Below are 25,452 nucleotides of genomic sequence, written 5' to 3'. Positions count from 1 at the left end.
CCAGTGAGCCGTTCCTCGTCTTCACCGCCAACGCGTTCGCGATCCTGGGGCTTCGGGCGATGTACTTCCTCCTCGCCGACCTCATCCACCGCTTCCGCTACCTCAAGATCGGGCTCGCGTTCGTGCTCGTCTGGGTCGGCGTGAAGATGGCCCTGCTCGACGTCGTGAAGATCCCGACCCTCGTGTCGCTCGCGGTCGTCGCCGCGATCATCGCGATCGCCATCACCGCCTCGCTCATCGCGACCCGCGGTCAGGGACGCCGCGCAATCCACGTCGACCCAGCGGGTGCGTTCCGAATTGCGACCGAGGAAGAAATCGCCGAACTCGAGCCGGTCTTCCGTACCCGTCGCACCACGCGGAAGGAATCCTCCCGTGGCTGACCGTAACCCCTCGACCGTCCCGACCCCGGCGCCGCCCCCGACCCCGGAGGAAACCCCCACGCCGCGGCGGGGCGGTCGAGGCCACCCCCTCGCCCTTTTCGGGATCCCGATCGGAATCGCCATCCTTCTCCTAGGAGCAGCGTTCATCGTGCCCGGCCGGGGAGACTGCGGCGGCCCGATCCCGGGGTGCGGAAGTCTCCGCAACGCCGGAGACCTCCCCGTCACCGTCCAGACCACCAACGCCGACGGCGGCCAAGCAACTCTCACCGTCCCGCCGGGGGAGAGGGCCCTGCTCACCGGGCTCACCAACACCGTCGCCATCGATCCCGGCCACTGCCTCACCGTCGACGGGGGGCCCTTCTGGACAGCCACGAGGAGCGTTCAGAGCGACCCCCTTCAGACGGTGTGGGTTCCTGTCGACGACTGGGGCGCCCGCGTGCACCTCACCCAGGGGCCGTGCCGGGCGGAGGTGCCCTGAGGTTGGCGGAGCATCATGACACCCCGGAACGGCTGATCCTCACCGCCTCGGACGCAGAATGGCTCCTGGCCGAGCTTCGCCCACGCACAGGTGACGCCCCCCGTTTCGGGCTGCGAATCGCCGATGCCGACGAAATCCATCGCATTGTCGTCATCTCGCCCGCCGACGACATCCCCGCACGCCAACTATTCGAGATTGCGCGCCTTCTGGGCAGTGACACCGCGACCCTGGACGTCCTGGGTTCCCCGACCCCGATCCGTCTTCGTCTCAACCCGGTCATCCTCGCCCGGGCGTATCGTCACCGTCACGAAGATGCAGCAGCTGTCGCCCTCGCCACGGCCCACGATGTGGGTCTTCCCCTCACCCCGGCTCAGCTCCGGCCGCTGACAAGGAGAGCCCTGCGGCGCCTTGACGTCGCTGATCATCCGCGACCGGGGGACGGGCTGCTCCTTCTCCACTACGGTCACCCGCTCGACGTGGAGGTCGGAGTTTCCGGCCACTGAACGGGGCGAACGCGGAGACGCCGAGACTTGTCTGTGGGAACAAGCCTCGGCGTCCACGGCACGCAGCAAGGTCTTCGTCGGGAGCCAGTCGGGTACCGGCGGTTCACCTCTCATCGCTGAGTGGTGACTTCAGTATGCGCCGTGGCGTCGCGCTTCGCGAGGTGATCCGCCCGGGTTGTGTGCCGCGGCGCGTGGTGGCGGGCTTTCCAGGATCTGAATCAGCCGGATGAGGTAACCGTCAGGATCCTGAACGAGGTACTCCAGCGCACCCTCGAGGCCAGAACCGGCAGCGACCGACCTCGGCGCGCTCATCCACCCCGCCCACCGCGATGCGGTAGCCGCCGTGGTCGACGCGGCCGTCGCCGCCGGCGGAGTGCTCGAGATCGGTGGACAAGTTCCCGGCGGCGACCTCGCGGACGGCGCGTTCTATCCACCCACGATCATCTCGGGCGTCGACCCGTCCTCCCCTCTCTTCCGCGAAGAGGTCTTTGGCCCGGTGCTCGCGGTAACGGTGTTCGACGAGGACGACGAGGCGGTGGGGCTCGTGAACGCGACGCCGTACGGCCTCGCGCACTCGCTGTGGACCACCGACCTTGATCGGGGCGTGAATCTTGGCCGACGGCTCGAGGCGGGGACAATCTGGGTGAATACGTGCACGGACGGTTCCCCGCAGCTCGCTTTCGGAGGCGTCAAAGCGTCTGGCTACGGTCGCGACGCGGGGTTTGAAGGCTACCGCGAGTTCACCGAGTACCGCACGATGCAGATTCGCACGTCGGATCGGCCGAGTCCGTTCGCCGGGCGATAGAGGCGACAGGCATGGAGGACATGACGGAGCGTCAGCTCCTTGAGACCGCTGTGCAGCTGGCCGAGACAAACGCGGCGACGGGCCAGCGCCCGTTCGGGGCGATCATTGTGCTGCACGGACGGATCATCGCCGAAGGCGTCAACACCGCGCTCGCGAGTGGTGATCCGACCGAGCATGCCGAGGTGCAGGCCATCCGCGCCGCCTGCGCGACCCTCAGCACGGAGGACCTTTCCGGCGCCGTTGTGTACACGAGCTGCGAGCCCTGCGTGATGTGCCAGGCAACCGGTGTCGTCACCAATGTCGAGCGTATGGTGTTCGCGGCCTCCAGCGCGGAGGCCGCCGAGATGGGCTTCCCCGCCTCGTCCCGTGCTACGGGCATGCAGGGTCAGTGGAGGAAGGCCGCCCCGACCTATGTCGTGCGCGGCGACATCCCGCCGACACTCGCTCGAGAACCCTTCGCGGCGTGGAACGCGCGCCGGACCACCGGATCCGTCGTATGAGCGTCCGCATCATCGCAACCGGCGACATTGTCCTCACTAGGGCCGACGCGGACTGCCGTCCGGACCCCAGAGTCCAAGCCTTGAAGCAGTTTCTGTCGAGCGCCGACGTCGTGGTATCGAGCGTCGAGCTACCGTTCTCGGACGTCGGACATCCGTCCGACCGCGTGCTCAACTTCCGCGCTCGCCCCGAGCTCGTCACCGAGCTAGTTCCCTACGGCCTGACGGTCGCCACGCTCGCTAACAACCACTCGTCGGACTACGGCTGGGAAGCGCTTGATGACACACGCCAGCGGATCGAAAGCCTTGGCATTCGCGCCATCGGCGCGGGAGAGAACCGCGACGAGGCCGAGCGCCCGGCCGTACTCGAGGCAGGCGGGAAGCGTATCGGGATCATCCCGCGCACGTGCCTCATCCCGCTCGGAGCTGCCGCTGGTCCCCAGCGCCCCGGCGTCGCCTCGGTGCACATCGACACCGCCTGGGAGGTGAACGGCGAGTACCAACTTGAAGAGCCGGGCGTGCCGCCGCGCATCCGCACAACGCCCCGCGCCGAGGACCGCGAGCGTCTGCTCACGGACGTCCGTGAGCTCGCCGCGGACGTGGACCTCGTCATCGTGTCTGTCCACTGGGGCTGGGGCTTTGGCACGGACATGGCGGAGTATCAGCGCCCGCTCGCGCATGCCCTTGTCGACGCGGGAGCGGGCGCCGTGCTCGGGCACCACGCCCACGCCCCACAGGGCGTAGAGCTCTACCGGGGAGCTCCGATCGTCTACTCGCCGGGCAACTTCATCGCGCAGCAGCCGCGAGATCCCGACCACGCGACGCCGGAGATCCTCGCCATCTATGACGCGTTCGTCCGGGACGCCTACGTATCGGTCGTTGACGTCGCCGACAACGGATCGGTTTCGCTGCAGGTCGTCCCGATCGAGACCGAACCGGATGGGCGTCCGGCGCTGCTCGACGCCGCCGATGCCGCGGCCGTCGCTCGGAACGTGCGGTCAGAGTCACGGCGGCGGTTCGGTACGGATCTCGTCGAGATCGGCGGGGAATTTGTCGCGAGGCCGCTCGAGAGCTGACGCAGCATCACGCCGAGCGGGAAACGCCCAGACGATTCCTCCCGGGCGCTATCGTGCTGCGCGGTGCAGCAAACCCTTCACTGGTGGCACTGGCAGAACCGGATTGAGCCGACATTCGTGCGGAGCACCCACCATTTGGCCGCGCGCATCCTTGGATTGCCGCTACGGACATGCAGTCTGAATTGGGTGAGTACGCGCAATTTTTCAATCATTCGCCGCGCAACCTCGCACACACGCATTGTGCGCACGAGGAGCGCTCGGCTGTTGGTCAGTCAGCGCGGAGTGTCATGAGATGTGGCTTCACACTTTTCTGAGCGGGGCGCCAACCGGCAGGCCCGGCTTGCCCGCTTCCCGTTCCATGGCATCGACGTACAAATAAGACGCGAGAGCAATAAAGAGAAAGACCAGTACGCCGCCCGTGTAGGTCACGGTCGTGTTGGAGCCCACGAGACCCCACAGGAGCACGATCAAAGCCATATCCACCAGAACGAGCAGAAGGGTGTAGGTCCAAGGAAAGCTGAGCGTTGTGATCGTCAAAAGCACGAGTGTGATGATCCAGCTCAGGAACCATGTAACTTGCGCGGTCTGAACATCCGCCGGAGCGATGCCAAACCAGCCGTTGATGAGCCCCAACGCCAGCGCGGCGTAGCTTGCATAGAAGCCGAAGAACACCCCGAAGAGGCTGGCAGAAAGGTTTTGACCCAGCGCCGCCGCCCAGATGGTTGTGATCAGCAGGCCGATTGCGGTCGCGGTCAGTATCGTCGGCAGGATTGAGCCCGCGGCGGCGGCCGGGAAGAATCCGATGTTTGCGAGGCCGAGGCCTACCGCCCCGGCGATGGTCAGTGGGATACCTACGAGCCCAGGGTTGCCGGTGGGCGTAGGAGTCGCCGCGACCGGCAGGTTCCGGGTGGTAAACGGGTCGATCTCACCGTCTGTGATCTCGGTGTGGCTCAGGGTACTCATGCGGGTGACTCCTGGAGTAGGTCGGCGTGGTGTGCCCGGGCGGTCGTGGGGTGGGCGCGCAGTCGCACTTTGAGGATGTTCTCGCCGTAGGTGGCGAGGATCGGGTTGCTGGCATCGTCGCTCTCTCCTCCGGGCGCGTTTCGTTGCAAGGCCGTGGGGAGATTAAGCGGTGAGAGGGTCGCATCCAGGCGGGGATTGAAGAAGTAGATACAGGAATACCGCTCGATGCCCGTGGGCGGGCTGACGACCCGATGCACCGTGGCTTTGAAGTAGCCGTGCGTGAGAAGTTGCAGCATCTCGCCTAAGTTGACGACAAAGGCGCCGGGTACTGGGACCGCGGAAACGAGATCCCCCTCCCTTTCCACTTCGAGCCCACCGACCTCGTCTTGAAGGACGAATGTAAGGATGCCGAAATCCCGGTGTCGGCCGACGCCTTGATTGCTGTTGTCCTCTTCTGTAGGCGCCGCGTACCGGACGAGTTTGATGGTGTCCTCCGCGTGCGGCGATACCCAGTCTTCGAGGATCGCGGGATCTTGGCCGAGCGCGCGGGCCACAGCGCGCAGGACCGTCCGGCCGAGCCTGTCCATCTCCCTCTGCCACGCCAGTACAACAGATCGCAGTTCAGGGACGGAGTCGGGGAACTGGTTGGGACCTATGAGGCGCTCATAGGGCACTGTGCTGTTAGGGACGGCGGCCCGCTCGGGACCGAAGTCGATCTCGTCGCGGAGGTCCGATTGCCCGTTGGTTTGCTCACCTTTGAATGGGGTATACCCCCGGAAGTGCGGCGAGTTGTCCATGGCGATTGCCATCCGCTCTTCAACAGGCTGGGAGAAGAACTCTTTTGAAACGCGCTGCAGATCATCGTTCAGCTGTGTGGGGACGCCGTGACCGACGAGGTAAAAAAAGCCAACCTCGTGGCAGGTGGTCCGAAGTTGCTCAACGAAGCGTTCGGCAGCGGGGGACGTTTCGTCTTCGCTGAAGTCGGCGAGGTGTAGGAGGGGCAGGTTCAGTGTGTCTTGGGTTGTCATTTCGGGCGTCCTGTCGGATAGGAGATGAGGGAGGGTCTTACCAGAGCTGATGGCTGGCCAGGCGAGCTCCTTCAGTGAGAGAAGCGAGCTTGGCCCACGCGATGCGGGGTTCTACGGGCAGGAAGCTGGCGAAGGTAGCGAACCCACAGTCGGTGGCTGCAATCACCCTTTCGCGGCCGACTACGCTCGCGTAACGAGTGATCCGCTCGGCAACCACGGCAGGGTGCTCGATGTAATTGCTGGAGGTGTCGATCACTCCGACGATCAGAACTTTGTCTTCGGGGAGGCGAATCTTCTCGAATACGCGCCACTCATGGGAATGCCGTGGGTTGGATGCTTCGAGCACGATCCCCTGGGCTTGGATCTTCAGGACGGTCGGCAGGATGTCAACGAGGTCGATATCGTGGTGGTGGGGCGCTTCGTAGTTTCCCCAGCAGAGATGGACTCTTACGCGGGTAGGATCGATGCCTTCCAGGGCACGGTTGAGCATCACTACGTTCAGCTCGATCTCGGCAATGAAGTCGTCAACGCGCTTCGGCGCGACGCCGATGTGCCGCCCCATGGCCAGATCTGGGCAATCGATCTGCAAGATGAACCCCGCGTCCACGATTGCCCGGTACTCGACTGCCATTGCGTCAGCGAGAGCGGCAAGGTAATCCTGCTGGCTCTCGTAGTACTGATTCGCCAGGAAGATGGCGATTACCCCCGGCGAGGCGGCTGGTATGAACGCGTCCGGTACGTGGTGCGCTTGCAGCGCGGCTGTGAAGGCGTCGAGGTCGTGTTGCAGCTGGACCTGCCCGTTGTAGCTGATGGGGCCCGTGCAAGCCGGCGTAGTTGTAACCAGCCCATTCAGAGAACGAGCGAGGAGCTCGGGGTAGTCCGCGAGGTCGGCGAGTTCAAGCGCCCCGGCCTCGCCATCGAAGCCGGTGAGGCGCTCCTTTACATAGGTGGAGTAGCCGATCTTGCTCATTTCGCCGTCGCTGACGATGTCTAACCCAAGGTCAACCTGGCGTCCCACAACGTCGTCGACCGCCTCAGTTACAAGTTCTCGTAGTTGGTCTTCAGAGAGCTCGATTTCCTTCTCGGTCTCCTTTTCGACCATTGCGTTCGCCAGGAACGGAGGGCGTGGCAGGCTTCCAGTGTGGGTGGTGAGGATACGGTTAGTGCTAGTGCGCATGGTGTCCCTATCAACTGAGGCGTTCGATGTGTGTGGTCTTGCCGGCGGCAGACACGCTGAGAACGACTGCTCCCAGGGTTAGCCGACCGGTAGCGAGTTCGTATGGCGGAAGTTCACTGGTGCCTTCGTTGCGGAACTCATGGGCAAAATGAACCGGGTCGAAGCCTCCACCCGTGAAGCCGAGCCGACCCGTCATGCCCAGTTCAGTGACGTAACCGGTTCCTTTGGGGAGGATGTGACCGCGAAGAGTGGGGTCGTGGGTATGAGTTCCGACCAGAGCAGTGATTTTTCCGTCAACGGCTGTCGCAAACGATGCCTTCTCCCACGGTGATTCACCGTGCAAGTCGATGAGGACCGCGCCTCGAAGGTTCCCACTGCGCTCTAGCGCTTGCCAGGCCGGCCAGAGCGGTTCGGGAACAGGTGAAAGCATCCCGGGGAGAGCGGCGGTAGGACTGAGGAGATTCACTACGGTCAGGACGGACCCAGCCCGCTCGACGGTGATCAGTCCCTGGCCGCGTGTCTCGTTGAGATTCCACGGTCGTAGCACGCGAGGGTGAGCAAATACCTGATCAACGTCGGGTCCGTCCCAGGAATGGTTTCCGCCGGTGACGACGTCTACTCCAGCGTCGATGAGCATGTCGACGATGTCGGCTGTCATCCCAAACCCATTCATCGGGGAAGGACCCGTGACTGCGCTGTTCTCCGCGTTGACTACCACCCAGTTAGCGTCGTGCTGTTGCCGCAGTTGTGGAAGTCGGCCGGCGAGCCATTTGGCCGCTTCAGGCCCCACAACATCTCCGACCGCAAGTATCCGGCTGGATTCCATATGGAAACGGTAACGCCCAGATTGGAACTACGTTCAGCAAGATTCCTTAACGACTGATGAATATTCCAACCAAGGTTTCGTTCGGAGTGGAATTCTGATCATGGTTTGATCGATGCATGGCTATACCCGCGGGGTTACCGGAAGAGCGGGAGCTGCTCCTCCCCAAGATCAGAGCCTTGGCTCCATCGCTGTCGAGAACGGCCAGGTCAATCGCTGGTGTGCTCCTTGAAGATCCGTCAAGGGTGATCCGGATGACGGTCAGCGATCTTGCCTCGCTGACAGGTACATCCGTGGGCAGCGTCGTACGATTCGCTCAAGATCTCGGCCTGCGGGGCTTTCAAGACCTGAAACTACGGCTAGCGGCAGAGACTTCCTCCCTCAGCACTCCCCACCAGCATCACGCGGGCTCACCGAGCGCGACCTGTGTAGCGGTCCTTCGTGCCTGCGCTGAGGCGATCACGGATGCAAGCGCTAACCTCGACTACACGGCGTTCGAGCGTGCGGCGGAATCCTTGAACGCTGCCCGCCACGTACTCTTCGTCGGCGTCGGGACGTCAGCCCCACTTGCTCAGGACATGGCCTACCGATTCAAAACAATCGGAAGACACGCCGAAGGCCCCGGGGACGCACTTCTGCAACACGTCGCGGCAAGACTCTTGCGCCCCGAAGACGTGTGCGTGTCCATCAGCCACACGGGTCAGACCCGAGAAACGCTATCTGTAGTGTCTGCTGCGAAAGCGTCGGGAGCAACCACGATCGCAGTGACCAGCTACCTGCGCTCACCCCTCACCGCTCTCGTCGACATCGCCATCGTGGCGGGTTCCGCCGAGACGGCCTTCCAGATCGAGGCGATGGCCAGCCGTTTCGCGCACCTTGCAGTCCTTGACGGCCTTCACGCAGTTACCGCTGCAGGCGACCCCGAACGTGCCCGCTATGCGACACAACTAACACTTGAATCCATGAGCGAACACAGGCTGTGATTGATCACGCGCTACAAGCCGAGCGAAGATCCTGGCGTATCACCCAAAGTCTGCAAGCGGCACCGGGAGGCGATCACCCACCGCGGCTGCTTGGAGAGCGCCAACAGCGTATCGGAGGAGATCGTTTCATCGGAAAATAGCTGGAGCCCGGTCACAGCCACCCTGTGCGTTTCTGCAAAGTAAAGGCGAGATAGTTGCGGCGCCCGATCGTAGTCGGCGAGATCCCTTGTGAGGTCATCCGACGGTAGATCGGGGCGTCTGGAACTGCTGCCGCAACCGCCTTGCGGTCTCGACATGCGTCGGGTCGGTGATCGTGCTCCCACGCGCCCAGACCCGGGCATGGTCAGCGACGATCCGCCAGTCGAGCCGACTAGAACCCTGTCGAGATCCGCGGTGACGTCAATGAGCCGGCCGATCGCGGTCGGGTCGAGGAGGAGTCCGAGGCGTCAAGGCCGTCGTAACCAGCCTCACTCGCTCTCGCCAACCGAGCTGCACAAGATCGGGGGCAGCGGCAACATCGGCGACCACTGACCGACACGACGACAAGTGATGCGGCTCGGATCAAGCAGCTCGAGGAGACCTCACGGTAGGGGAGTGAGTCAGCGCGTAGTGTGGGCGCCGCCGTTGACGTGAATGACCTGACCTGTGAGGTGCCGCGCACCGTCAGAGGCAAGGAACAGCGCCGTGGCGGCGATATCGGCCGTCGTTGCGGCACGCTTTACGTGCGTTCGTCCGATGAGGTCCGCGAGGCGCTCCTTGGGAAGAGGGCCTCCGAAAAGTGATGTCCCCTCGACGTAACCCGGAGCGATCACGTTTGCAGTGATGCCTCTCGGGCCGACGCGTTCTGACAACCCCACGTTCCATGCTGAGATGGCGGCCTTCGCGACAGAGTATGGATTCGAGGCGTACTCGCCTCCTATCGACCCAACGCTGATGATGCTCCCTCCGGCGATGATGATCGGCTCGACGGCAGCGGTCGTTAGGACCGCTCCGAGAAGGTTCCGACGCAGACCGGCCATCCAGTACTCTCCGAGCTCACTCAGGCCCGCATCAACCGGAGGCGGTGGTGTTGCGAATCCGCCCGCGTTATTGACGAGTACATCGAGTCCGTGCGGGAACGCACCGAGCGCCTGGAGTGCGGTTGCGTCGTCCGCATCTGCGACTAGTGCTCGGGCACCGATGGCTTCTGCTGCCTTCGCGAGCGTAGTGGCGTCTCGCCCTGTGATTGTGACTGCATCTCCTTGCGCAGCGAAGCCACGTGCAATCGCGTAGCCGATGCCCCGACTCCCGCCGGTGATCAAGACCGCTTTCCTCACCACTCTCTTCCTCTCTAGCCCGTCAGAACTGTACATTTAGATCTAAACGTAACTTATACATAGAGGACTCGATGTGAATCCGGCCGACATCGCCGCGGCGTGGCGTCGCGAGCGACCAGCGACTCCGACGCGTTCGATTCCCGTTGTTACCGCGTTGAAGCGGACGGCGACCCTGCTTCGTCGCGAGAGGGCCCGGGTGCTCCATGAGCTCGGGATCGACGAGGCCACTCTCGACCTGTTGAGCACCTTGCGTAGGTCTGGCCCGCCGTACCGACTCACTACCCGCGATATCACGGCGCTAACGCTCGTTAGTGCCGGCGCGATCTCCCAGCGCGTAGCACGCGCTGAGCGTGAGGGTCTTGTGCGCCGGACCCCGGGAGTCGCGCGCATTGTGTTTGTCGAACTCACTGCAGCCGGTCATGCCGAGATTGAGCGGGCGGTTGATCGTGTCCTCGCCGTCGACGACCAACTCGTTTCCGCGTTGACGGACGATGAGCTTCTTGACCTGATGAAGCTACTTGGGAAGCTCACGCTTGGAAGCTGAGCTGCAGCCGACCACAATGCTGAGCGCGCACCGATAATATCTATTATGTCAATAATAGTACGGCATCTTCGCATCTGCCGCGAATTGGCCGGTTGGCTCGACCTCCCCTTCGGCGCGCGGAAGTCGTCGCTGCGCTGTGCACGCTTCCGTGTGTCTGAGACGGTCGGACCGCCCGCGGTTGGATGTGCGAACGCTCATGATGATCTGGGGTTTACTGTGCGGGCTTGACAGCAGTTCGCGTTTTCTGCGAATCTTTCGCGTGATATGCGAATTCCTTCTCTCGTCGCTCCGGGTGCAGTTCCCGCGCATCTGCGGGCGTCGATCGCGGTCCTGAACGCTGAGGAGAGCGTGTGGGTCGCGATGCTGGACGGCTGGACCGCGCAGCAGATCGCGCGGAACCTGGCGGCCTCGACGGTCGAGAAGCGGCGCTCGATCGTGACCCGGTTCCGGGCATTCGCGGACTGCTATCCGTGGTCGTGGTCGACGCCTGTGGTGGACGAGTTCTTCCTCGAGCTGCGGGCGCTCCACGGCGCATCGCATTCCACGGTGCTGGGCTATCAGAACGCGTTGCGCATGTTTCTGGAGTATCTGACCGATCCTGCCTACGGCTGGGTGCAGCAGTGCTGGGATCGGTTCGGGGACCATCCGACGCAGCTGCTGCACGAGTGGAACTCCGCCCGCCATTCCCAGGCCGCGATGGCCGAACCCGGCAAACGCCCCTACACCCGGGACGAGATCCAGGACCTGTTCGACTGCGCCGACGATCGGGTGATGCGGATCCGCCGCGCCGGCGCGAAGGGCTGGGTGGCGGCGTTCCGGATCGCGACGATCATGAAGACCGCCTATGCCTGGGGGCTGCGTCGCAACGAGGTCCGCCAGCTCGATCTGGTCGATCTGGCCGCCAACCCACGGGCGCGTCAGTTCGGGGATGTCGGGATCGTCTACGTCCGACACGGGAAGGCGATGCGCGGCGCTCCCCCGAAACGGCGCACCGTGCTCACCCTCCCCGAGTTCGACTGGATCGTCGAGTGCCTCAGCGAATGGCGCGAGCAGGTCCGGCCGCTGGTCGCCCCGCCCAGGTCCACGGCGCTCTGGCCGAGCGAGCGCAGCAATGTCATCGCGGCGGATTCGCTGTCCCGGGCGTTCAACGAGGTCAAACGCGAAGCAGGGCTCGATGACGATCTGGACTTCCATTCGCTGCGTCGTTCCTACGTCACCCACCTCATCGAGGACGGCTACGACGCGTTCTTCGTCCAGCAGCAGGTGGGACACGAGCACGCCTCCACCACCTCGATCTACACCGGCCTCTCCCCCGATTACCGCGCCCGCGTCGTCGACGACGCGATCGCACGGATGGCCGCTCAAGCGATCGCGAAGGAGAACTGAGATGCAGCGACGGATCGAGCACGGGTGGCGGTTGCGGGAACTGATGGCCGCTCGCGGCATGAACACCATCTCCGACCTCATCCCGCACCTCAGCGACCGCGGCATCCACCTCTCCGACTCGCAGATCTACCGGCTCGTCGGCGGCACCCCGGAACGGATGAACCTGAACCTGCTCGGCGCGATCCTCGACACCCTAGACTGCAGTTTCGAGGAGCTCTGCCCCATCACCGTCCAGGCCACACCCGACCGCGCCACCGGCACCAGCGGCACAGCTCCGGCGGCCGGCGCGTTTCGTCCCGTCCGCGCCCGGATCCGGAAACCCCAATGACCGTCACGACTCGTCCGCCTCGTGAGTGCGCGCGTTGCACGCGCACCGGGGTACGGTTCGCGGTCACCTGGCCGGAAGGATCGGTCTGTCGCTGCTGCTACCAGCGCGCCACCCGCACCCACGGCACCTGCACCGGCTGCGGCGAGCAACGCCTCCTCCCTGGGCTGGTCGACGGGCGCCCGTCCTGCACCGTCTGCGCGGGAATCCCGAAAGACTTCCACTGCACCCGCTGCGGCCGCGAAGATGAACCCGTCCGCGTCGGGCTCTGCGCGCACTGCTGCCTGTCCGATGACCTCACCGCGCTGCTTACCGACACCACCGGACAGGTCAGCCCGACACTGCTGCCGTTGTTCACCGCGTTGACGCAGCAGACGCATGCCCGCAGCGCCCGCACCTGGCTGACCGTCAACCCGCACGCCACGAAGCTGCTGCAAGACCTTGCCCGCGGGACCGTCCCGCTCCAGCACGCCACATTCACCGAGCACGCCCATCCCAGCAAGGTTGCGTTCCTCCGCGAGCTTTGCATCGAACACGGGCTGCTCGAACCGGTCTCCCTCGACATCGAACGATTTCAGACCTGGCTCGATGGCAAACTCCGCACCGCGGACCCCGCCGACGCCCGGCTGATCCGGCAGTATGCCCGCTGGGTTCACCTGAACCGGATGCAGCACCTCGCCGGCACCGGCGCATTGAAGAAGGGCACCTTCCTCGCCGCGAAGCAATCCACCACCGTCGCCCTGGAGTTCGTTCAGCACATCCGCGCCAGCGGCCTCACGCCGGCGACCTGCACGCAGGCTTGCGTCGACGACTGGCTCGCAACCGGCCCCACGACACGGAGCCTGGCCCGCGGCTTCGTGCGCTGGGCGAGCGCGCACCGGCACCTCCCGCCCGTCGTCTTCCCCTACCGAGTGGCGCGGACTGAGCCGGTCATCACCCAGCAGCAACGCCTCGGGCACATCGCCCGCCTCCTCGTCCCCAACGACCAGCTCGCAACCGATGAACGCGTCGCCGCACTGCTGCTGCTCCTCTACGCGCAACCGCTGGCCCGGATCGCCGGGATGCGGCGCCACCAGATCCGCGACGAACACGGCCTGCTCACCGTCACCTTCACCGGCGACGCGCTCACCATCCCCGCCCCGTTCGCTGCGATTGTCCGGGACCATCTGGCGGCACCGCCGAATCAGAACACCGCCGCTCACCGCGACAGCCCCCGGTTGTTCCCCGGCCGTCGCCCCGGTCAGCACCTGCACCAGAACACGATCATGAACAAGCTCCGCGACGCGGGCATCGACCTCCGCGGCGCCCGCAACGCCGCCCTCCGAGCCCTCGTGATCGACCTCCCCGCACCCGTGGTCGCCGACTCGCTGAACTACAGCTACACCATCACCGACAAACACCGCCGCAACGCCGGCGCCACCTTCCTCGACTACGCCACACTCCGCACCACCCACACGATCGGAATCCCCACCGCATGAGCACCCAGCCTGTCTCCGCCGCCGACATCCGCGAGAACGTCAAAGAGAGCCTGCAGCAGCTGATCCGACTGCAAGAGCAGGGCCGCGTCGTCATGACACAGGACAGCTACAACACCGACTGGCCCGACGCGACCACAGCACTCGACGCCGCGATCGGCTCCCTCGACCACGCCCTCAACGCAATGACCTGGATGGAAACCCTCCCCCACCTGGACGGCGGCTACCCGCCCCTCTCCGAATAGGCCGCCCCGCCCCCACAGCTCTTGATGAAGAAGAAACCAATGACCGCTCTCGCCGACGCCGTGCTCCCGCTGGTGCGATCTCGCAGCGACCTGCACCGATGGAGCGCCGCGAACCAGCACGGCGGGCAGATGCACGAAGCGATCGACGTCCTCGAAGCCGCGATCCCCACCACCGACCCGGCAGAGGCATATACCGTCACCCACAAGGCGCTGGCCAGCGCGATCAAGGTGATCGCCCGCGCCGACGACTCCAGCGGCATCATCGGTGACGCCTGCCGTCGCCTGCTCACCCTCCACCCTCAACTCGCCGACACCGCACGCACCCCGCCCAGCAAACTCGTCCCCTGGATGATCACCTTCCAGTTCGACGGCGACGTCGACTACTTCGAACTCGACCCCGTCGCCTACGCCCCCGCGCTCGGCGACAAGGGCCTGCGCACCTACCGGGCCCGTCTGGACGAGATCCGGGGCCGCCTCGCTCCGAAACCCGACGCCGACTCCTGGCAGGACCCGAGTCGTCATGAACGCTGGGTGCTGGAATGGAACGAGCGTCGCCTGGCCGTGCTCGACCGCGACATCGACGCGATCATCCGCACTCACGCCCGAGACCGCAAAGTCGCCGCCTGGTTCCACGACACCGCCAAAGCATTCGACGAGATCGGAGAAACCGAACTCGCGATCGACTGGGCACGACAGGCCACCGACTTCGGTCACGGCCACCAATCCCAGCGCGCAGCAGAATACTGGTGCACACTCCTCAGCACCCACCACCCCGACCAACTGCTCGCCGCCCGCGACTATGTATTCCGGAGATGGCCGAACGCGCTCAACGCCTCCCGGCTCCACGCCACCGCCGGCCCCAACTGGCCCGACTACGAAGTCGCCGTCACCGACGCTCTCGCCGCCAACCCCGCCGACGCGGTCACCTTCACCCTCACCACCCTGAAAAACCCGCAGCGAGCCTGGCAGCTCGCACATCAACTCGACCTGACCAGCGACCACACCTGGGATCAGCTCACCACCGCCTACGAGAAGATCGACCCGATCGCCGTCCTCCCCACGCACCGCCGACTCGTCGAGAACACCCTCACGGAAGCCGGCGCCGCGAACTATCGAGATGCCGCCAAACGGCTCGCCCGCATGCGGCGACTCACAGCCGGCACCGATCACGCAATCGAAGTCGACGAGCTCATCGCCGAACTACGCGACACCCACCGCCGACGGCCACGCCTGCAACAAGAATTCGACCGCGCCAAACTCCCCTGAACCAGCCACCCTCGCCAAACACTGGCCGGTTGCGAATCCGCCGGGTGAGCACTCTTGTTTACGCGGACGATGGACCTCCTCCCCCAAGGTCGAGGGTCGATCGAGCCGACCGATGCAGGCTAAGGGACGCGGAGTTCTTTGATGGGTTCTCTCCGGCTGGCGAGAACTGCGGGGAGCAGTGCGGCCACGCAGGCGGTAGCGATCGCAAGGATGGCGAGGGATGTGTCGAACGCCAAGCTGGGAAGCGGTTCGCCGCCGATCATCAATGTCACCGTAGCGACGGCGAGCCCGAGTCCCACTCCTGCTACTGCCAGGATCGCAGTCTGCGTAACGAGGAGAGCGATGATGAGCCCGCGAGTAGCGCCGAGCGCGCGGCGTCTCCCGTAGTCCTTCCGTCGGAGCATGACAAGGCCGTACAGGAGGATCGCCACCAGGGCACTGGTGAGGGCGAGGAGAGCGATGACGAGGCCGCGGGAGAACGACCCAAGTTGGCTTTGCACAATCGCGCGGAGTTGCGCGAGGGCTTCGGATGTCTCGACCGTGACTTTCGTTGGATCGGTTGCAGCGAGGACCGAGAGGACGGCGTCAGAGACCGGGGCGACGAGGTCGGGTGTCTCGGCGATGACAACGAGGATATTGACCGGTTCCGCACCGGTGGGTTGTGTCTCGGGAACGATCAGAAGCGGCTCGAACTGGAGCAGAAAATCGGGCGTTTGCAGCTGACCCCCGACACCATAGTCCTCGCCTGTGGTGAGGACTATGCCGCCCGCGCGGTCGGTGAGCCCGAGGCGGTCCATGGCGGCGGGGGAACCGTATGCAAGCTCGCCGGGAAGGACTGGTGTCGCAGGGATACGGAGGTATGACAGCTGGTCGCCATAGGCGTATCGCAGCGGGGTTCGAGGGCCATCGGGTATGGCGATATTTGTCGCGTCGGTTGCAGATGACAACGCAGCTGCCCATTCGATTCCTTCGATGCCGTTGACCCGCTTCAGGACGTCTGTGGTGATTCCGGCGTCGGTTTCGGCGCGAACGACTATCGACCGGGTTCCGGCGGAGTCGATTGAGCCCAGCACCCGTTGTTCGGCTCCAACGGTTCGTCCTGTGGTGAGCATCACCGCGACGATCATCCCGGCGACCATCAGCACGGTTAGGACCGACGCGACGGGCTGGGATCGAGCGGAAGCTGCCGCTTCTCGGATGATGGCGATCACAGTCGGATCTCCACGTCACACGCCGCGGCGACCTGCGGGGAGTGAGTGACCACGATTACAGCGGCACCCTGGGACGCGTGCTGCCGTAACGTCTCGACGACAACGTCGCTCGTTGCTGGATCGAGATTTCCGGTTGGTTCGTCGGCAAGCAGAATGCTTGGCTCTGACAGTAGGGCGCGGCACAATGCGATCCGTTGCGCCTGTCCCCCGGACACCTGGCCGGGCCGGCGATATGCGGGCACGTCCACGCTTAGGCGCTGCAAAAGCTCGCGCGCACGGGACCGGGCCGCTGCCACCGGCTGTCGCCGATACAGCGCGGTCTCGGTGACGTTGTCCAACACTGTGCGGGTGGCGTCCAGGGCGGCGTCTTGAAATACGAAGCCGAAATCGTGAGCCCGTAACCGGGCACGCTCCGCATCGGGGAGACTGCTCGTCGCCACCCCGTCGACGTAGATGCCGCCACGGGTGGGTTTCAGCATTAACCCCAGCAGGTACAGCAGCGTCGACTTTCCCCGCCCAGAGGGCCCGGTCAACGCGGTCATCATGCCCCGCTCAAAGGCTGCCGACCAGCCGTCGAGAACTGCAACACCTGGCAGGTACTCGAATACCACGTCCCGCGCCTCTAACGCCGGCACGGAAGCGAGCGGGTCCGGTATTGTCACGGGCTGGTGCTTTCATCCGCGGGCACCCGCACGCGAGTACCCTCCGGAACGCCGGTGACTACCGACATGCCCCGCGCAGAAGCCTCGACGGTCACCGCAACCCGCTCACCCTCGTCACCCACGATCACCGCCGTGGCCCCCGACGCGTCCGAGGTCAGCGCAGCAGAGGGCACTACCAGGCCTGCCACGGTTTCTACAGTCACAATCCGTGAGCTGAGTAACACATCTCCGGAGACCGGCACCTGCCCGCACTCAGCACCGCAAATGGGTCTGTCATCTGGGCCGATGAGAGTCACTGTTACCGTCCCGTTGGTGTCATCACCTTGCTGATCAGCAGCAACGGCCTCCCACATGCCACCCTCAGGGGAGGTAATTTCAACTCGTGTCCCCGCAGGAATTAGCGCCGCCTGGGACTCTGTCACCGGGATAGTGAACCGGGGAGCCGCTGCCAGGGTCTGTACAACTTCCGTGCCGGGCGACACCGAATTCCCGCGCGCGATCGTCTCCGCATCGAGCGTCACCCTGGTCGGCAGCTGCGGCACAAAGATCACATCCCCCAGCTCCACCACCCCGGTCTGCGGCACCCCGAGGGTGCGCTGCCACCTTTTGATCGCCGCCACTGTGCCAGGCCCGGCGCGGCCATCGGCCGGCCCGGCATACTGCCCGACCGCCGTTAGCATCCCCTGAAGCTGCGCGACATCCGGTCCCTGCGTACCCTCCTGCAACGCTCGAAACGCCGGCACCTCCCCAGCCGCCACCACCACCGGCCGAAGATCGATCGAGTAGAGCACGCTTCCCTGCGACACCTCATCGCCCGGTGCAACAGCAACCCCGGTGACGACGCCTTGACGTAGATTCGCCCCAGCGGGCACCGAGGACCATTCCGCGACCGTGTTTAGCGAAAGACTCGACCCAACCTCACCCTGCTCCACCGCGAAGAACGTGAAAGGTGTGGATTCCAAGGGATCCTCGGCCGGCCGGAGAACCGTAGCGCCAGCCCATCCAACTCCCGCCCCGACCATCAATAGCGCCATTGTCGCGACGCCAGCGATGATCCACCGTCGCCCTCGCGGCATCTTCTGCGTCGAATCTTCACTCATCTCGCGAGGAGCATACGTGACAGCAACATCCTGACGTCCCAGGTTGGTCGAACGTGGGCTGTAGCGAGCGCGCCGCGGCGGCTGCTAAATTTCCGCGACTGCCACATCGCGGATCAAATCGTCAGCGATCTATCGGCGGGGTCGACTTCGGCTTGAGGCTTCTCGTTAACTTTCCGTGAACACTAGAACCGTCCTCAACGCGAGAGACGTATCGTTGAATATGAGCGTTTTGATCCCGATCACCGTTCTGGCTGCATTCGTCGTCTTCGCAATCGCCGACAAGATCCGCAGAGACCGCCGCTCCTCGTACGAGGCGAAAGATGAGCTTCGTAGAGCCGGCGAAGATCCGACTCCTGGAGCAACCGACGCCGCCCGTGGCGCGCTCGGGAAAGAAGCCTGGGTGCGCATGTCTGACACCACCGGCATCTGACCGGCCAACTGCGCAGAGCTCCTTCAGCGAACTTCTCCCCTAGGACGATCGCTCGCGCACGGAACGCTCTCGCACCGCCACACATCGAAGATGAACGCGCGGTGAACAGCGGGAGAAGATCCCCCGGGAGGGATTGCGGTTACCGAACTTCGGGAGTTTTGTGTGCGCAAGGAGGTTCTAATGCCAAAGACGACCGTAGCGCCCCTCACGTCACCTCTTGAGGCGAAGCCTCGAAAGCGCCGATTTCGCCTACTCGCCCTGGCCCCGGCGATAGCCCTGGCTCTGTCGCTCACGCCACCCGTAGCTGCCCAAGCGGCAACCTCCATCACCCTCGGGCCGAGGTCCTGCACGGGAAGCAGCTATCTGTACTCGACGGGAGTCGCAAACTTCTCAACGGTTCACAAGCTGGTCCTTACCAACGGCAACGTTGCGATACGCAACTTCGTAAACACCACCGGCGCTTACCGCACAGACCGCTACTACACAGGCCTGCAGGGCACCGTTAACCGGAACGGCTACTCCTTCGTAACCCTTTCCGGAGTGTGGTTCGGAGGCGCGAATGTATCCTCCGCCAGCCTCAGCTGCGACTACTGATAGGGGGAATGGTGAAGAAGCGAAGCATGGCCGCTGCGGCGGCGCTCGGTGCAAGTGTGATGGTCCTGTTGGTGGGCATATCCCCCGCCGCCGCGGAGTATCGCGGGTTCCCCGGCGTGAATTGCGGAGGATACGCGTACACCACGGCTCGCACGTCGGCGACATGGGACTACCACGCTCAAACCAACTACTACAACAGCTCACAGAGTGATACTTACCAGTTCGGTCCGAACTACTCGGGGGCTGTCCAGACGCACAACAACTGGTCAAGCATCCGGAGAACAAGCAGCGCATACGTCTACACAGTCCCGGACTGGACCAACTATGTAATTGGATCGCCTCGGCACTCGTGCGACTACTAACAATGAGGCTCCAAAGGGCGATCGCTTTCGGATTCGCTTTCGCCCTGCTACCAGCGTTGTCGGGATGCTCGTCGGCGCCGCCGGCTGACACCGACGATATGTCTCTTCGTGAGATACAGCAGCTGGAGACGGACGTTCGTGGCAGCCTGGTGGACTGTCTACTCGGCAAAGGGTGGGACGTGACTGCCGATGAACAGGGCTACGGCGTGGACAACTTGCCCTCGGCTCAGGTGGAGCAATACCAAGCCGACAACGAGGAATGCATGCGAGAGACGGGTGCCGACCAAATTGAGCCGCCGACCCTGACGGATGAACGGCTGGCTGAGTTCTATAGCCATGAGGAAGAGACCGCAGATTGTCTCCGAGCACGTGGCCACGAGATACCGCAACTACCGTCTCTTCAAACATTCGCCGACGGGTATAGGCAAGGGAACCCTTGGAGCGCCTACGCCTTTATCGAGACGAGCGTCTCGGAAGATGAATGGAACGTGCTCATTCAGGCTTGCCCCCAGCTGTAGCCAAACTCGGTCATAGTGAGTTCGTGGACGGAGTTGACGGACACACTAATTTGGCTCGGGCACCTGGATACGCAACCGATGGTGTCTCTCATGTCAAAAGCGCCGATCAGGAGCCCTCTAGTCGGGGCGGACGAAAAGTGGGCGCCCTGATGCCGCCCACTCCTGTTGGCACCGACGACTGCTGAAACAATGAGCTGTGGCCCGAAAAGATGCCCGCGTGATCAACACCAAGCTCATGGACGACGCCAGCGAGACGACGCAACGCCTTGACACACTGCTTGATCAGCCGAAGCACACCGCCGCAGCAGACCGCGAGAACGATGTGTACGAGGCACTATTCGACCTGGTAGGCGCAGTTGACCGACTCGTCGAGATGCAGCGTCAGATCACAGAGGCGCTGCTTGATGGATCGGGCGCCGAACTCGCCAAGGTGAAACTGTAGGGGGAATCCGTCGGCTCAATGCTGCCGACTGTCAGGCGACGGCTCGTTCCTCCTCGATGCCGTCCACGAGGCTTCGCAGCGTGCGCGTTTTCAGTTCGGGATCCCCGTGGGACCTGTAGCCGCTGTTGACAAGTTCTCTAAGTTCGATGGCGCGACGCAGTCGATCGGTCTCACGCTTGGCCCGCCACGGTTCGGGGGTGGATATGAGTGCGGCCACCTCTGATGCCCGGGCGTGCATGTAGTGGCTGCGGTAGTCGTCGACGGGGCCAAGCAGCGAGCGGCCACACGCGTCGATGCGGCAGCCCAGACGGGTGCGGATGTCGCTGTGCTCGAGGAGGGCCTTCGCTCGAGCCATGCTAAGTGTTGCGGCGATTCCGGGCAGATACACCCCCTGCCACACCCCTCCCCCGACACGGTTTCCGTTCTCATCGAGCTTCGGCGGCCGGTTCTGTCGGGAGACGTCCACCGCGTGGTTGACGTGCTCCATCTGCCCCACACCGACCGAGAACCCGTCGACGTGGCCCAGCGCAAAACCTGCCCGGCCGACGTTGCCAGAGCGTCCGAGGATCACTCGCATGCCAGCGTCCCGGAACATGTCGGCGATGCGAAATACCGACCGGATCTTCAGGATGCTGTCGTTCTCGCTACCCAGCGGGGTGAACCGTAGGTCGACGGCCCCGAACCCTGCCGCGGCGTAGTCGCGTGCCAGGCCTGCAGCCATCTCAGGGTTGATCCGAGCTCTTAGCGTCAGCACTGGCCGTACCGGCTTGTCGGTGGTGAGGGCGGCGGCCTCGGCAAGGGCGAGATTGAGCTGCGCGGTGCGGTCATCACGGACCATGAAGTGTGGCGGTGTGACTACGGTGACGAAGTCAGGGTGGGCTTCGATAACCTCGGCGACGAGGCGCTGCCGACTGGATAGGTCGGCGGCCAAGCGGCCGAGGTCATACGGCTCGCCGTGGTACCCGGGCAGCCCGTCCAAAGTGGTGAGACCCGGCGAGTCAAGGCGTTCCGTGCGCGGGTCGTACAGGACCTCGAGGCCAGCAGCCACTGCGGCGTCAGCTGCCCCCTGCTGATACTTCGCCCTCTTAGCGTGCAGCGTGATCGCCCCAACCCCCGCATGCGCGCGGGACAGGAAGTCCTCGACCTTGTAATGGTCCTGGTGATCTAGCTGAAACTCGACACTCACCGCGATGCCCCTTCCGACGCCAAACTCGGTGACATACTATGAGACACAGTAGACGACAGAGTGAGGACACGCCATGAGTGCAACCGCTGAACGCGGGGCGCTAGCTCTGAAGGTGACGACCATCATTGACCAACTGGGGCTTACCCAGGAGGAGGTAGGCGGCATTGTGGACGCGTCGGCGCGTTCCGTTGCCCGCTGGTCCAGCGGTGATGTAGTTCCGCAGAAGCTGAACAAGCAGCGCCTCCTGGAGCTTGCGTATGTCGCGCAGGCCGTGACCGAGATCATGCCGACTGATCATGCGAACGTGTGGATGTTCGCGCCCAATCGATTGCTGGATCACGACACACCCGCCGACCGTATCCATGCCGGCGGCTACCGCGATGTGCTGAATCTCATTGAGGCGATCGCTGAAGGTGTGGTCGTTTGACTGGGCTCGATGAGGATCTCGTCCAGCGGGTCGACCAGCTCGGTCACGCCCGCTGGACAGGGGTGACTCATCGATATACCACCGCTAATCGAGATCCATTGTCCGGTGCTGGTGCCCGACTGTTTGGCGGGCGTTGGAATCCGAAAGACATCTTTGCCACTGTCTACCTGGCCACCCCCCTCTCCGCGTGCATGGGTGAGGTGGAGCGGATGGCGCACAGTCAAGGCACCACACCCGAAGTCATGCTGCGGGCCGCCTATCTCCTGCACACGATCGACGTTGCTGACATCCCCATCATCGACCTCCGCACCGACGAAGCACTTGCGCACGTCGGGCTCACTCGCGCAGACATCGAAGACCCTGATTGGACGGCTTGCCAAAGCGTTGGCAACGCCGCCTGGTTCCTCGGACACGCGGGCGTGCTTGCACCATCGGCGACCGGAAACGGATATGTGCTTGCCGCGTTCGAGACCCGTGCGAGCGCGTTTCTCACCGTTTCGGGAAGTGAGTCGCTGACCCCGGAGATGTACGGCCGCCTGCGTTGAAGAACGTTCCGGACGAGTCGCGCAACAGACCCCCATCGAGCAGGAGAGACCTTGCCATTCGTCCACAACCCGGTGCAATCGACTAGCTACGCCACACCCGAGGACCTTTACAGGGATCTGCCGCGACGCACGGGAGCGGTCTCTGGACTTTGGTCGCATCAAGCGGACATCCTGCGTGAATACACCAAGAAGCACCGCAAGTCTGCTGACGTCGCTCTGGAGCTGCCGACGGGCACGGGCAAGACCCTGACTGGTCTGCTCATCGCGGAATGGACCCGGCGTACCCGCACCGCCCGTGTCGTCTATGCCTGCCCGACCAAGCAGCTCGCACGACAGGTCGCGGCGTCCGCTTATCCGGAAGGCATCGACACGGCGCTGCTGATCGGCTCCCATCACTCGTGGCCAGAGCCAGCTCACCACGCATATGAAGCCGCTGAGGCGATCGCCGTCACGTCCTACAGCTCTATCTTCAACTCTCATCCTGCGCTAGTCGACGCCGACCTGATTGTGTTCGATGACGCTCACGCCGGCGAGCAATACGTGGGCGATGCATACGCGGTCACACTGTCGCGATGGCAGGACCGTAGCGCCTACGACGCGATGCTGGCGGCGGTCGCACCGGCGCTTGATGGTGTGTTTGTTGAACGCCTACGAGCAGCAACCGCCGATCCCGGCTTCTCAGACTCGGTCCGCTTGGTGGTTCCGCTTCGTCAAGGCGACATGGTGTCGCAGGTGAAGACGGCGCTGAACGGCATCGACGGGTCGCAACGGTTCAACTTCGCAATGATTCGAGAAGGTCTCGCGTCATGCCTCGTTTACGTTTCGTATTCCACGATTCTCATTCGCCCCTATCTCCCGCCCACGCACCAGAATCCGCTGTTCAGCGGCGCCCGTCAGCGCCTCTACCTTTCCGCGACTCTCGGAGAGGCGGGCGAGCTGGAACGCGCGTTCGGTCGGCCATCGATCGCTCGGCTCGCGCTGGAAGAGGGCAGCACGCCGCCCCGCTACGGACGCAGGTTCTTCGTGTTCCCGCGTGCTGCGCAAGGAAGCGATCCCGAAGGCCTCGCTCGGCAGATCGTCGCCAAGGCCGGAAAGGCCCTGGTGTTGGCCCCGCAACACGATCGCGCGCAGCAGACCGCTGAAGCACTTGCGCAGCCGGGCTGGCCGGTGCTGACCATCAACGAGGTTCGTGACGGCATGAAGCCATTCGCCGACCTGCCCCACGCCACCTGCGGTTTGGCCTCTCGCTATGACGGTCTCGATCTCCCGGGCAAGGCGTGTCAGCTGATCGCGTTGAACGGCCTGCCCAATCAGAACAACCTGCAGGAACGGTTTCTCGCGTCGCGCGCCCACGCGGACGCGGTATTCGCAGAGCGGGTTCGCACACGCATCGTCCAAGGCGCTGGTCGCTGCACGCGGAGCCCGCAAGACACGGCGATCGTTCTTATCCTCGATGCGGAACTGTCGCGATACCTCGGCCGTCCGGAGATCACACGCGCGCTCGACCCTGAGCTGCAGGCCGAACTGAAGTTCGGGCGAGAGAACTCACAGGATCAGCCCCAACAAAACGTTCTCGGCAACATCGACCTGTTCCTCGGCCAAGACACCAATGATCTCTGGCGCACGGAGGCCGAGCCCTCTCTGGTGAGCTACAGGCGGGAGATGACCCGGCAGTCACCTCCTGCCGCGAGCTCGCTGGCCGCCATCGTCGACCTCGAGATCGAAGCGTGGAGCGAAGCACATACCGGAAACTGGCCAGAGGCCGCTCGTCTCGCTCACGAGATCGCCGAGCTGCTCAGCCGAGCAGGAAACGTCACGGACGGCTACAGATCGTTCTGGACCTACCTGCAAGCCACCTGGACCGATCAGGCAGGGCAGGACGCGGGTGATGCGACTGCACGAGCGGCCGCGCAGGCGCTGATCCGCGAGGCGGAAGCCATCATGGGAATGGGGTCGTGGGTTCGCGAGATGGCGCCGTTGCCCGCCGTGCCGCGTCTCCCACTCACACCGGCTGACTCCGTCGCCGTCCAAGCTCTGACCGCTCGCCTCCTCTCAGGCGTCAGGGACGCGACCATTAATCGGCAGTTCGGCGAGATTCATGCAGGCCTCGCCCAGACCTCGGCCGGACCATACGAGGCGGCGTTGACTGAGCTTGGAAAGCTTCTTGGGGCAGACGCCTACAAGCCGACCGCACACGGCAACTGCGACTCGGCGTGGTGCTTCGATAACAACCAGTGGCTCGCGCTCGAAGCAAAGAGTGAGCATCAACCCCACGGCGTCGTCGGACTCGACGACGTTCGCCAAGCTAACGCGCAACTGGGGCTGCTCGCCGGAGACCGTTCGGTTCCTCAACCGGCAATCAGCGCCAGTGTCATCATCTCGCCACGTGACGACGTCCACGACGACGGCATCTCCATCGCACACGCAGACGTGCATCTTGCTCATCCGGACTTGCTGCGTCAGATCGCGCACGATGCTGCATCCGCATGGTCCACCATGCTGGCCCGACAAGCCGGACTCAACCGGGACCAGCTTCGAGAGCTCGTCGGAGACACGATGGCGGGATTCGACGTTCTCCCCAGTCGGCTCTTTGAACGCCTTACCGCCACCCCCATCGGCGAGATACCCGCCTGATTCAGATGCTTCGCACATGTCTTCCAGCCAACGGCGCACGGCCGCGGGCTTCGCGCCAGATCACTCTCAGC

The 25,452-nt window shown here is 64.1% G+C and carries 27 protein-coding genes and 1 pseudogene; 19 read left to right on the top strand and 9 right to left on the bottom strand.

The features are described from left to right. The 6 genes and pseudogenes from MA875_RS16445 to MA875_RS16420 all read left to right on the top strand — a co-directional run. Window positions 1-380 (top strand): TerC family protein (locus MA875_RS16445; RefSeq protein ID WP_443677189.1); only part of this gene is annotated, 380 nt, incomplete at its 5' end. After that, on the top strand, window positions 373-858 hold the full coding sequence (locus tag MA875_RS16440) for a hypothetical protein (protein WP_248243333.1): 486 nt from the start codon (window positions 373-375) through the stop codon (window positions 856-858). The genes MA875_RS16445 and MA875_RS16440, both read left to right, overlap by 8 nt. A 2-nt stretch (window positions 859-860) precedes the next feature. Continuing rightward, entirely contained in the window at window positions 861-1,361 is a 501-nt protein-coding gene (locus tag MA875_RS16435; RefSeq protein WP_248243332.1) for a hypothetical protein, read from the top strand. A gap of 292 nt (window positions 1,362-1,653) precedes the next feature. Then, a pseudogene (locus MA875_RS16430) lies at window positions 1,654-2,166 on the top strand (aldehyde dehydrogenase family protein); the annotation flags it as partial. Window positions 2,167-2,177: 11 nt separating this feature from the next. Then, the gene (locus tag MA875_RS16425) at window positions 2,178-2,666 is read left to right on the top strand and encodes a nucleoside deaminase (RefSeq protein WP_308221546.1); all 489 of its coding nucleotides are present in this window, start codon (window positions 2,178-2,180) and stop codon (window positions 2,664-2,666) included. After that, window positions 2,663-3,739 (top strand): CapA family protein, encoded by a 1,077-nt coding sequence (locus tag MA875_RS16420; protein ID WP_248243330.1) that lies wholly within the window; start codon window positions 2,663-2,665, stop codon window positions 3,737-3,739. Before MA875_RS16425 ends, MA875_RS16420 begins: the two co-directional genes overlap by 4 nt. 300 nt (window positions 3,740-4,039) lie before the next feature. On the opposite strand, the gene MA875_RS16415 is transcribed toward MA875_RS16420, so the two are convergent. From MA875_RS16415 to MA875_RS16400, 4 genes are all read right to left on the bottom strand, one after another. After that, window positions 4,040-4,702, bottom strand: coding sequence for a GPR1/FUN34/YaaH family transporter (locus MA875_RS16415; protein ID WP_248243329.1), 663 nt, complete (start codon window positions 4,700-4,702; stop codon window positions 4,040-4,042). Next, complete coding sequence (locus MA875_RS16410; protein ID WP_248243328.1) at window positions 4,699-5,730, bottom strand: isopenicillin N synthase family dioxygenase; 1,032 nt, start codon at window positions 5,728-5,730, stop codon at window positions 4,699-4,701. The genes MA875_RS16415 and MA875_RS16410 overlap by 4 nt, the downstream gene beginning before the upstream one ends. A gap of 37 nt (window positions 5,731-5,767) precedes the next feature. Further along, window positions 5,768-6,832: a cobalamin-independent methionine synthase II family protein gene (locus tag MA875_RS16405; protein WP_248243327.1), complete on the bottom strand. Its 1,065-nt coding sequence runs from the start codon at window positions 6,830-6,832 to the stop codon at window positions 5,768-5,770. 85 nt (window positions 6,833-6,917) lie between these two features. Then, the gene (locus MA875_RS16400; protein ID WP_248243326.1) at window positions 6,918-7,733 is read right to left on the bottom strand and encodes a YmdB family metallophosphoesterase; all 816 of its coding nucleotides are present in this window, start codon (window positions 7,731-7,733) and stop codon (window positions 6,918-6,920) included. 116 nt (window positions 7,734-7,849) lie between these two features. On the opposite strand from MA875_RS16400, the gene MA875_RS16395 reads away from it, so the two are divergent. Further along, window positions 7,850-8,713: a MurR/RpiR family transcriptional regulator gene (locus tag MA875_RS16395; RefSeq protein WP_248243325.1), complete on the top strand. Its 864-nt coding sequence runs from the start codon at window positions 7,850-7,852 to the stop codon at window positions 8,711-8,713. Window positions 8,714-9,312: 599 nt separating this feature from the next. Here MA875_RS16395 and MA875_RS16385 read toward each other — a convergent pair. After that, window positions 9,313-10,065 carry an SDR family NAD(P)-dependent oxidoreductase gene (locus MA875_RS16385; protein WP_248243324.1) on the bottom strand — a complete coding sequence of 251 codons (753 nt, stop codon included), beginning with the start codon at window positions 10,063-10,065 and terminating at the stop codon, window positions 9,313-9,315. 37 nt (window positions 10,066-10,102) lie between these two features. Between MA875_RS16385 and MA875_RS16380 the strand changes: the two genes are divergently transcribed. The 6 genes from MA875_RS16380 to MA875_RS16355 all read left to right on the top strand — a co-directional run bounded on the left by MA875_RS16380 (window position 10,103) and on the right by MA875_RS16355 (window position 15,270). Beyond that, entirely contained in the window at window positions 10,103-10,573 is a 471-nt protein-coding gene (locus MA875_RS16380; protein WP_248243323.1) for a MarR family winged helix-turn-helix transcriptional regulator, read from the top strand. Between the two features lie 264 nt (window positions 10,574-10,837). Next, window positions 10,838-11,959 (top strand): tyrosine-type recombinase/integrase, encoded by a 1,122-nt coding sequence (locus MA875_RS16375; RefSeq protein WP_248243322.1) that lies wholly within the window; start codon window positions 10,838-10,840, stop codon window positions 11,957-11,959. A gap of 1 nt (window position 11,960) precedes the next feature. Beyond that, window positions 11,961-12,287: a helix-turn-helix domain-containing protein gene (locus MA875_RS16370; protein ID WP_248243321.1), complete on the top strand. Its 327-nt coding sequence runs from the start codon at window positions 11,961-11,963 to the stop codon at window positions 12,285-12,287. Next, a complete protein-coding gene (locus MA875_RS16365; protein ID WP_248243320.1) occupies window positions 12,284-13,762 on the top strand; it encodes a recombinase XerD in 1,479 nt (492 codons plus the stop codon). Before MA875_RS16370 ends, MA875_RS16365 begins: the two co-directional genes overlap by 4 nt. Next, window positions 13,759-14,004: a hypothetical protein gene (locus MA875_RS16360; protein WP_248243319.1), complete on the top strand. Its 246-nt coding sequence runs from the start codon at window positions 13,759-13,761 to the stop codon at window positions 14,002-14,004. Before MA875_RS16365 ends, MA875_RS16360 begins: the two co-directional genes overlap by 4 nt. A 39-nt stretch (window positions 14,005-14,043) precedes the next feature. Further along, on the top strand, window positions 14,044-15,270 hold the full coding sequence (locus tag MA875_RS16355; RefSeq protein WP_248243318.1) for a DUF6880 family protein: 1,227 nt from the start codon (window positions 14,044-14,046) through the stop codon (window positions 15,268-15,270). A 119-nt stretch (window positions 15,271-15,389) separates the two neighbouring features. Here the strand turns inward: MA875_RS16355 and MA875_RS16350 are convergent, their stop codons facing one another. Genes MA875_RS16350 through MA875_RS16340 form a run of 3 tightly spaced genes read right to left on the bottom strand, consistent with a single transcriptional unit; the run spans window position 15,390 to window position 18,243 of the window. Then, entirely contained in the window at window positions 15,390-16,481 is a 1,092-nt protein-coding gene (locus tag MA875_RS16350) for an ABC transporter permease (protein WP_248243317.1), read from the bottom strand. Then, window positions 16,478-17,092, bottom strand: a complete 615-nt coding sequence (locus MA875_RS16345; protein ID WP_248243316.1) for an ABC transporter ATP-binding protein — start codon at window positions 17,090-17,092, stop codon at window positions 16,478-16,480. The genes MA875_RS16350 and MA875_RS16345 overlap by 4 nt, the downstream gene beginning before the upstream one ends. A gap of 47 nt (window positions 17,093-17,139) precedes the next feature. Continuing rightward, window positions 17,140-18,243 carry a peptidoglycan-binding domain-containing protein gene (locus MA875_RS16340; protein WP_248243315.1) on the bottom strand — a complete coding sequence of 368 codons (1,104 nt, stop codon included), beginning with the start codon at window positions 18,241-18,243 and terminating at the stop codon, window positions 17,140-17,142. A 220-nt stretch (window positions 18,244-18,463) separates the two neighbouring features. Here MA875_RS16340 and MA875_RS16335 point away from each other — a divergent pair, with 220 nt between their 5' ends. From MA875_RS16335 to MA875_RS16325, 3 genes are all read left to right on the top strand, one after another. Then, window positions 18,464-18,673, top strand: a complete 210-nt coding sequence (locus MA875_RS16335) for a hypothetical protein (RefSeq protein ID WP_248243314.1) — start codon at window positions 18,464-18,466, stop codon at window positions 18,671-18,673. A gap of 1,135 nt (window positions 18,674-19,808) precedes the next feature. Then, window positions 19,809-20,147 (top strand): hypothetical protein, encoded by a 339-nt coding sequence (locus tag MA875_RS16330; RefSeq protein ID WP_248243313.1) that lies wholly within the window; start codon window positions 19,809-19,811, stop codon window positions 20,145-20,147. A 217-nt stretch (window positions 20,148-20,364) separates the two neighbouring features. Then, complete coding sequence (locus MA875_RS16325) at window positions 20,365-20,589, top strand: hypothetical protein (RefSeq protein WP_248243312.1); 225 nt, start codon at window positions 20,365-20,367, stop codon at window positions 20,587-20,589. Window positions 20,590-20,620: 31 nt separating this feature from the next. Here the strand turns inward: MA875_RS16325 and MA875_RS16320 are convergent, their stop codons facing one another. After that, on the bottom strand, window positions 20,621-21,775 hold the full coding sequence (locus tag MA875_RS16320) for a hypothetical protein (RefSeq protein ID WP_248243311.1): 1,155 nt from the start codon (window positions 21,773-21,775) through the stop codon (window positions 20,621-20,623). A 73-nt stretch (window positions 21,776-21,848) separates the two neighbouring features. On the opposite strand from MA875_RS16320, the gene MA875_RS16315 reads away from it, so the two are divergent. Genes MA875_RS16315 through MA875_RS16305 form a run of 3 tightly spaced genes read left to right on the top strand, consistent with a single transcriptional unit; the run spans window position 21,849 to window position 25,381 of the window. Further along, a complete protein-coding gene (locus MA875_RS16315) occupies window positions 21,849-22,202 on the top strand; it encodes an antitoxin Xre/MbcA/ParS toxin-binding domain-containing protein (protein WP_248243310.1) in 354 nt (117 codons plus the stop codon). Further along, window positions 22,199-22,747, top strand: a complete 549-nt coding sequence (locus MA875_RS16310; RefSeq protein WP_248243309.1) for an RES family NAD+ phosphorylase — start codon at window positions 22,199-22,201, stop codon at window positions 22,745-22,747. The genes MA875_RS16315 and MA875_RS16310 overlap by 4 nt, the downstream gene beginning before the upstream one ends. Before the next feature lie 51 nt (window positions 22,748-22,798). Beyond that, on the top strand, window positions 22,799-25,381 hold the full coding sequence (locus MA875_RS16305) for a DEAD/DEAH box helicase (protein WP_248243308.1): 2,583 nt from the start codon (window positions 22,799-22,801) through the stop codon (window positions 25,379-25,381). The last annotated feature ends 71 nt before the right edge of the window (window positions 25,382-25,452 follow it).

The sequence above is a fragment of the Microbacterium kunmingense genome (genome assembly GCF_023155745.1).
Classification (GTDB): domain Bacteria; phylum Actinomycetota; class Actinomycetes; order Actinomycetales; family Microbacteriaceae; genus Microbacterium; species Microbacterium kunmingense.
This window is presented reverse-complemented; position numbering and strand designations above follow the sequence as displayed.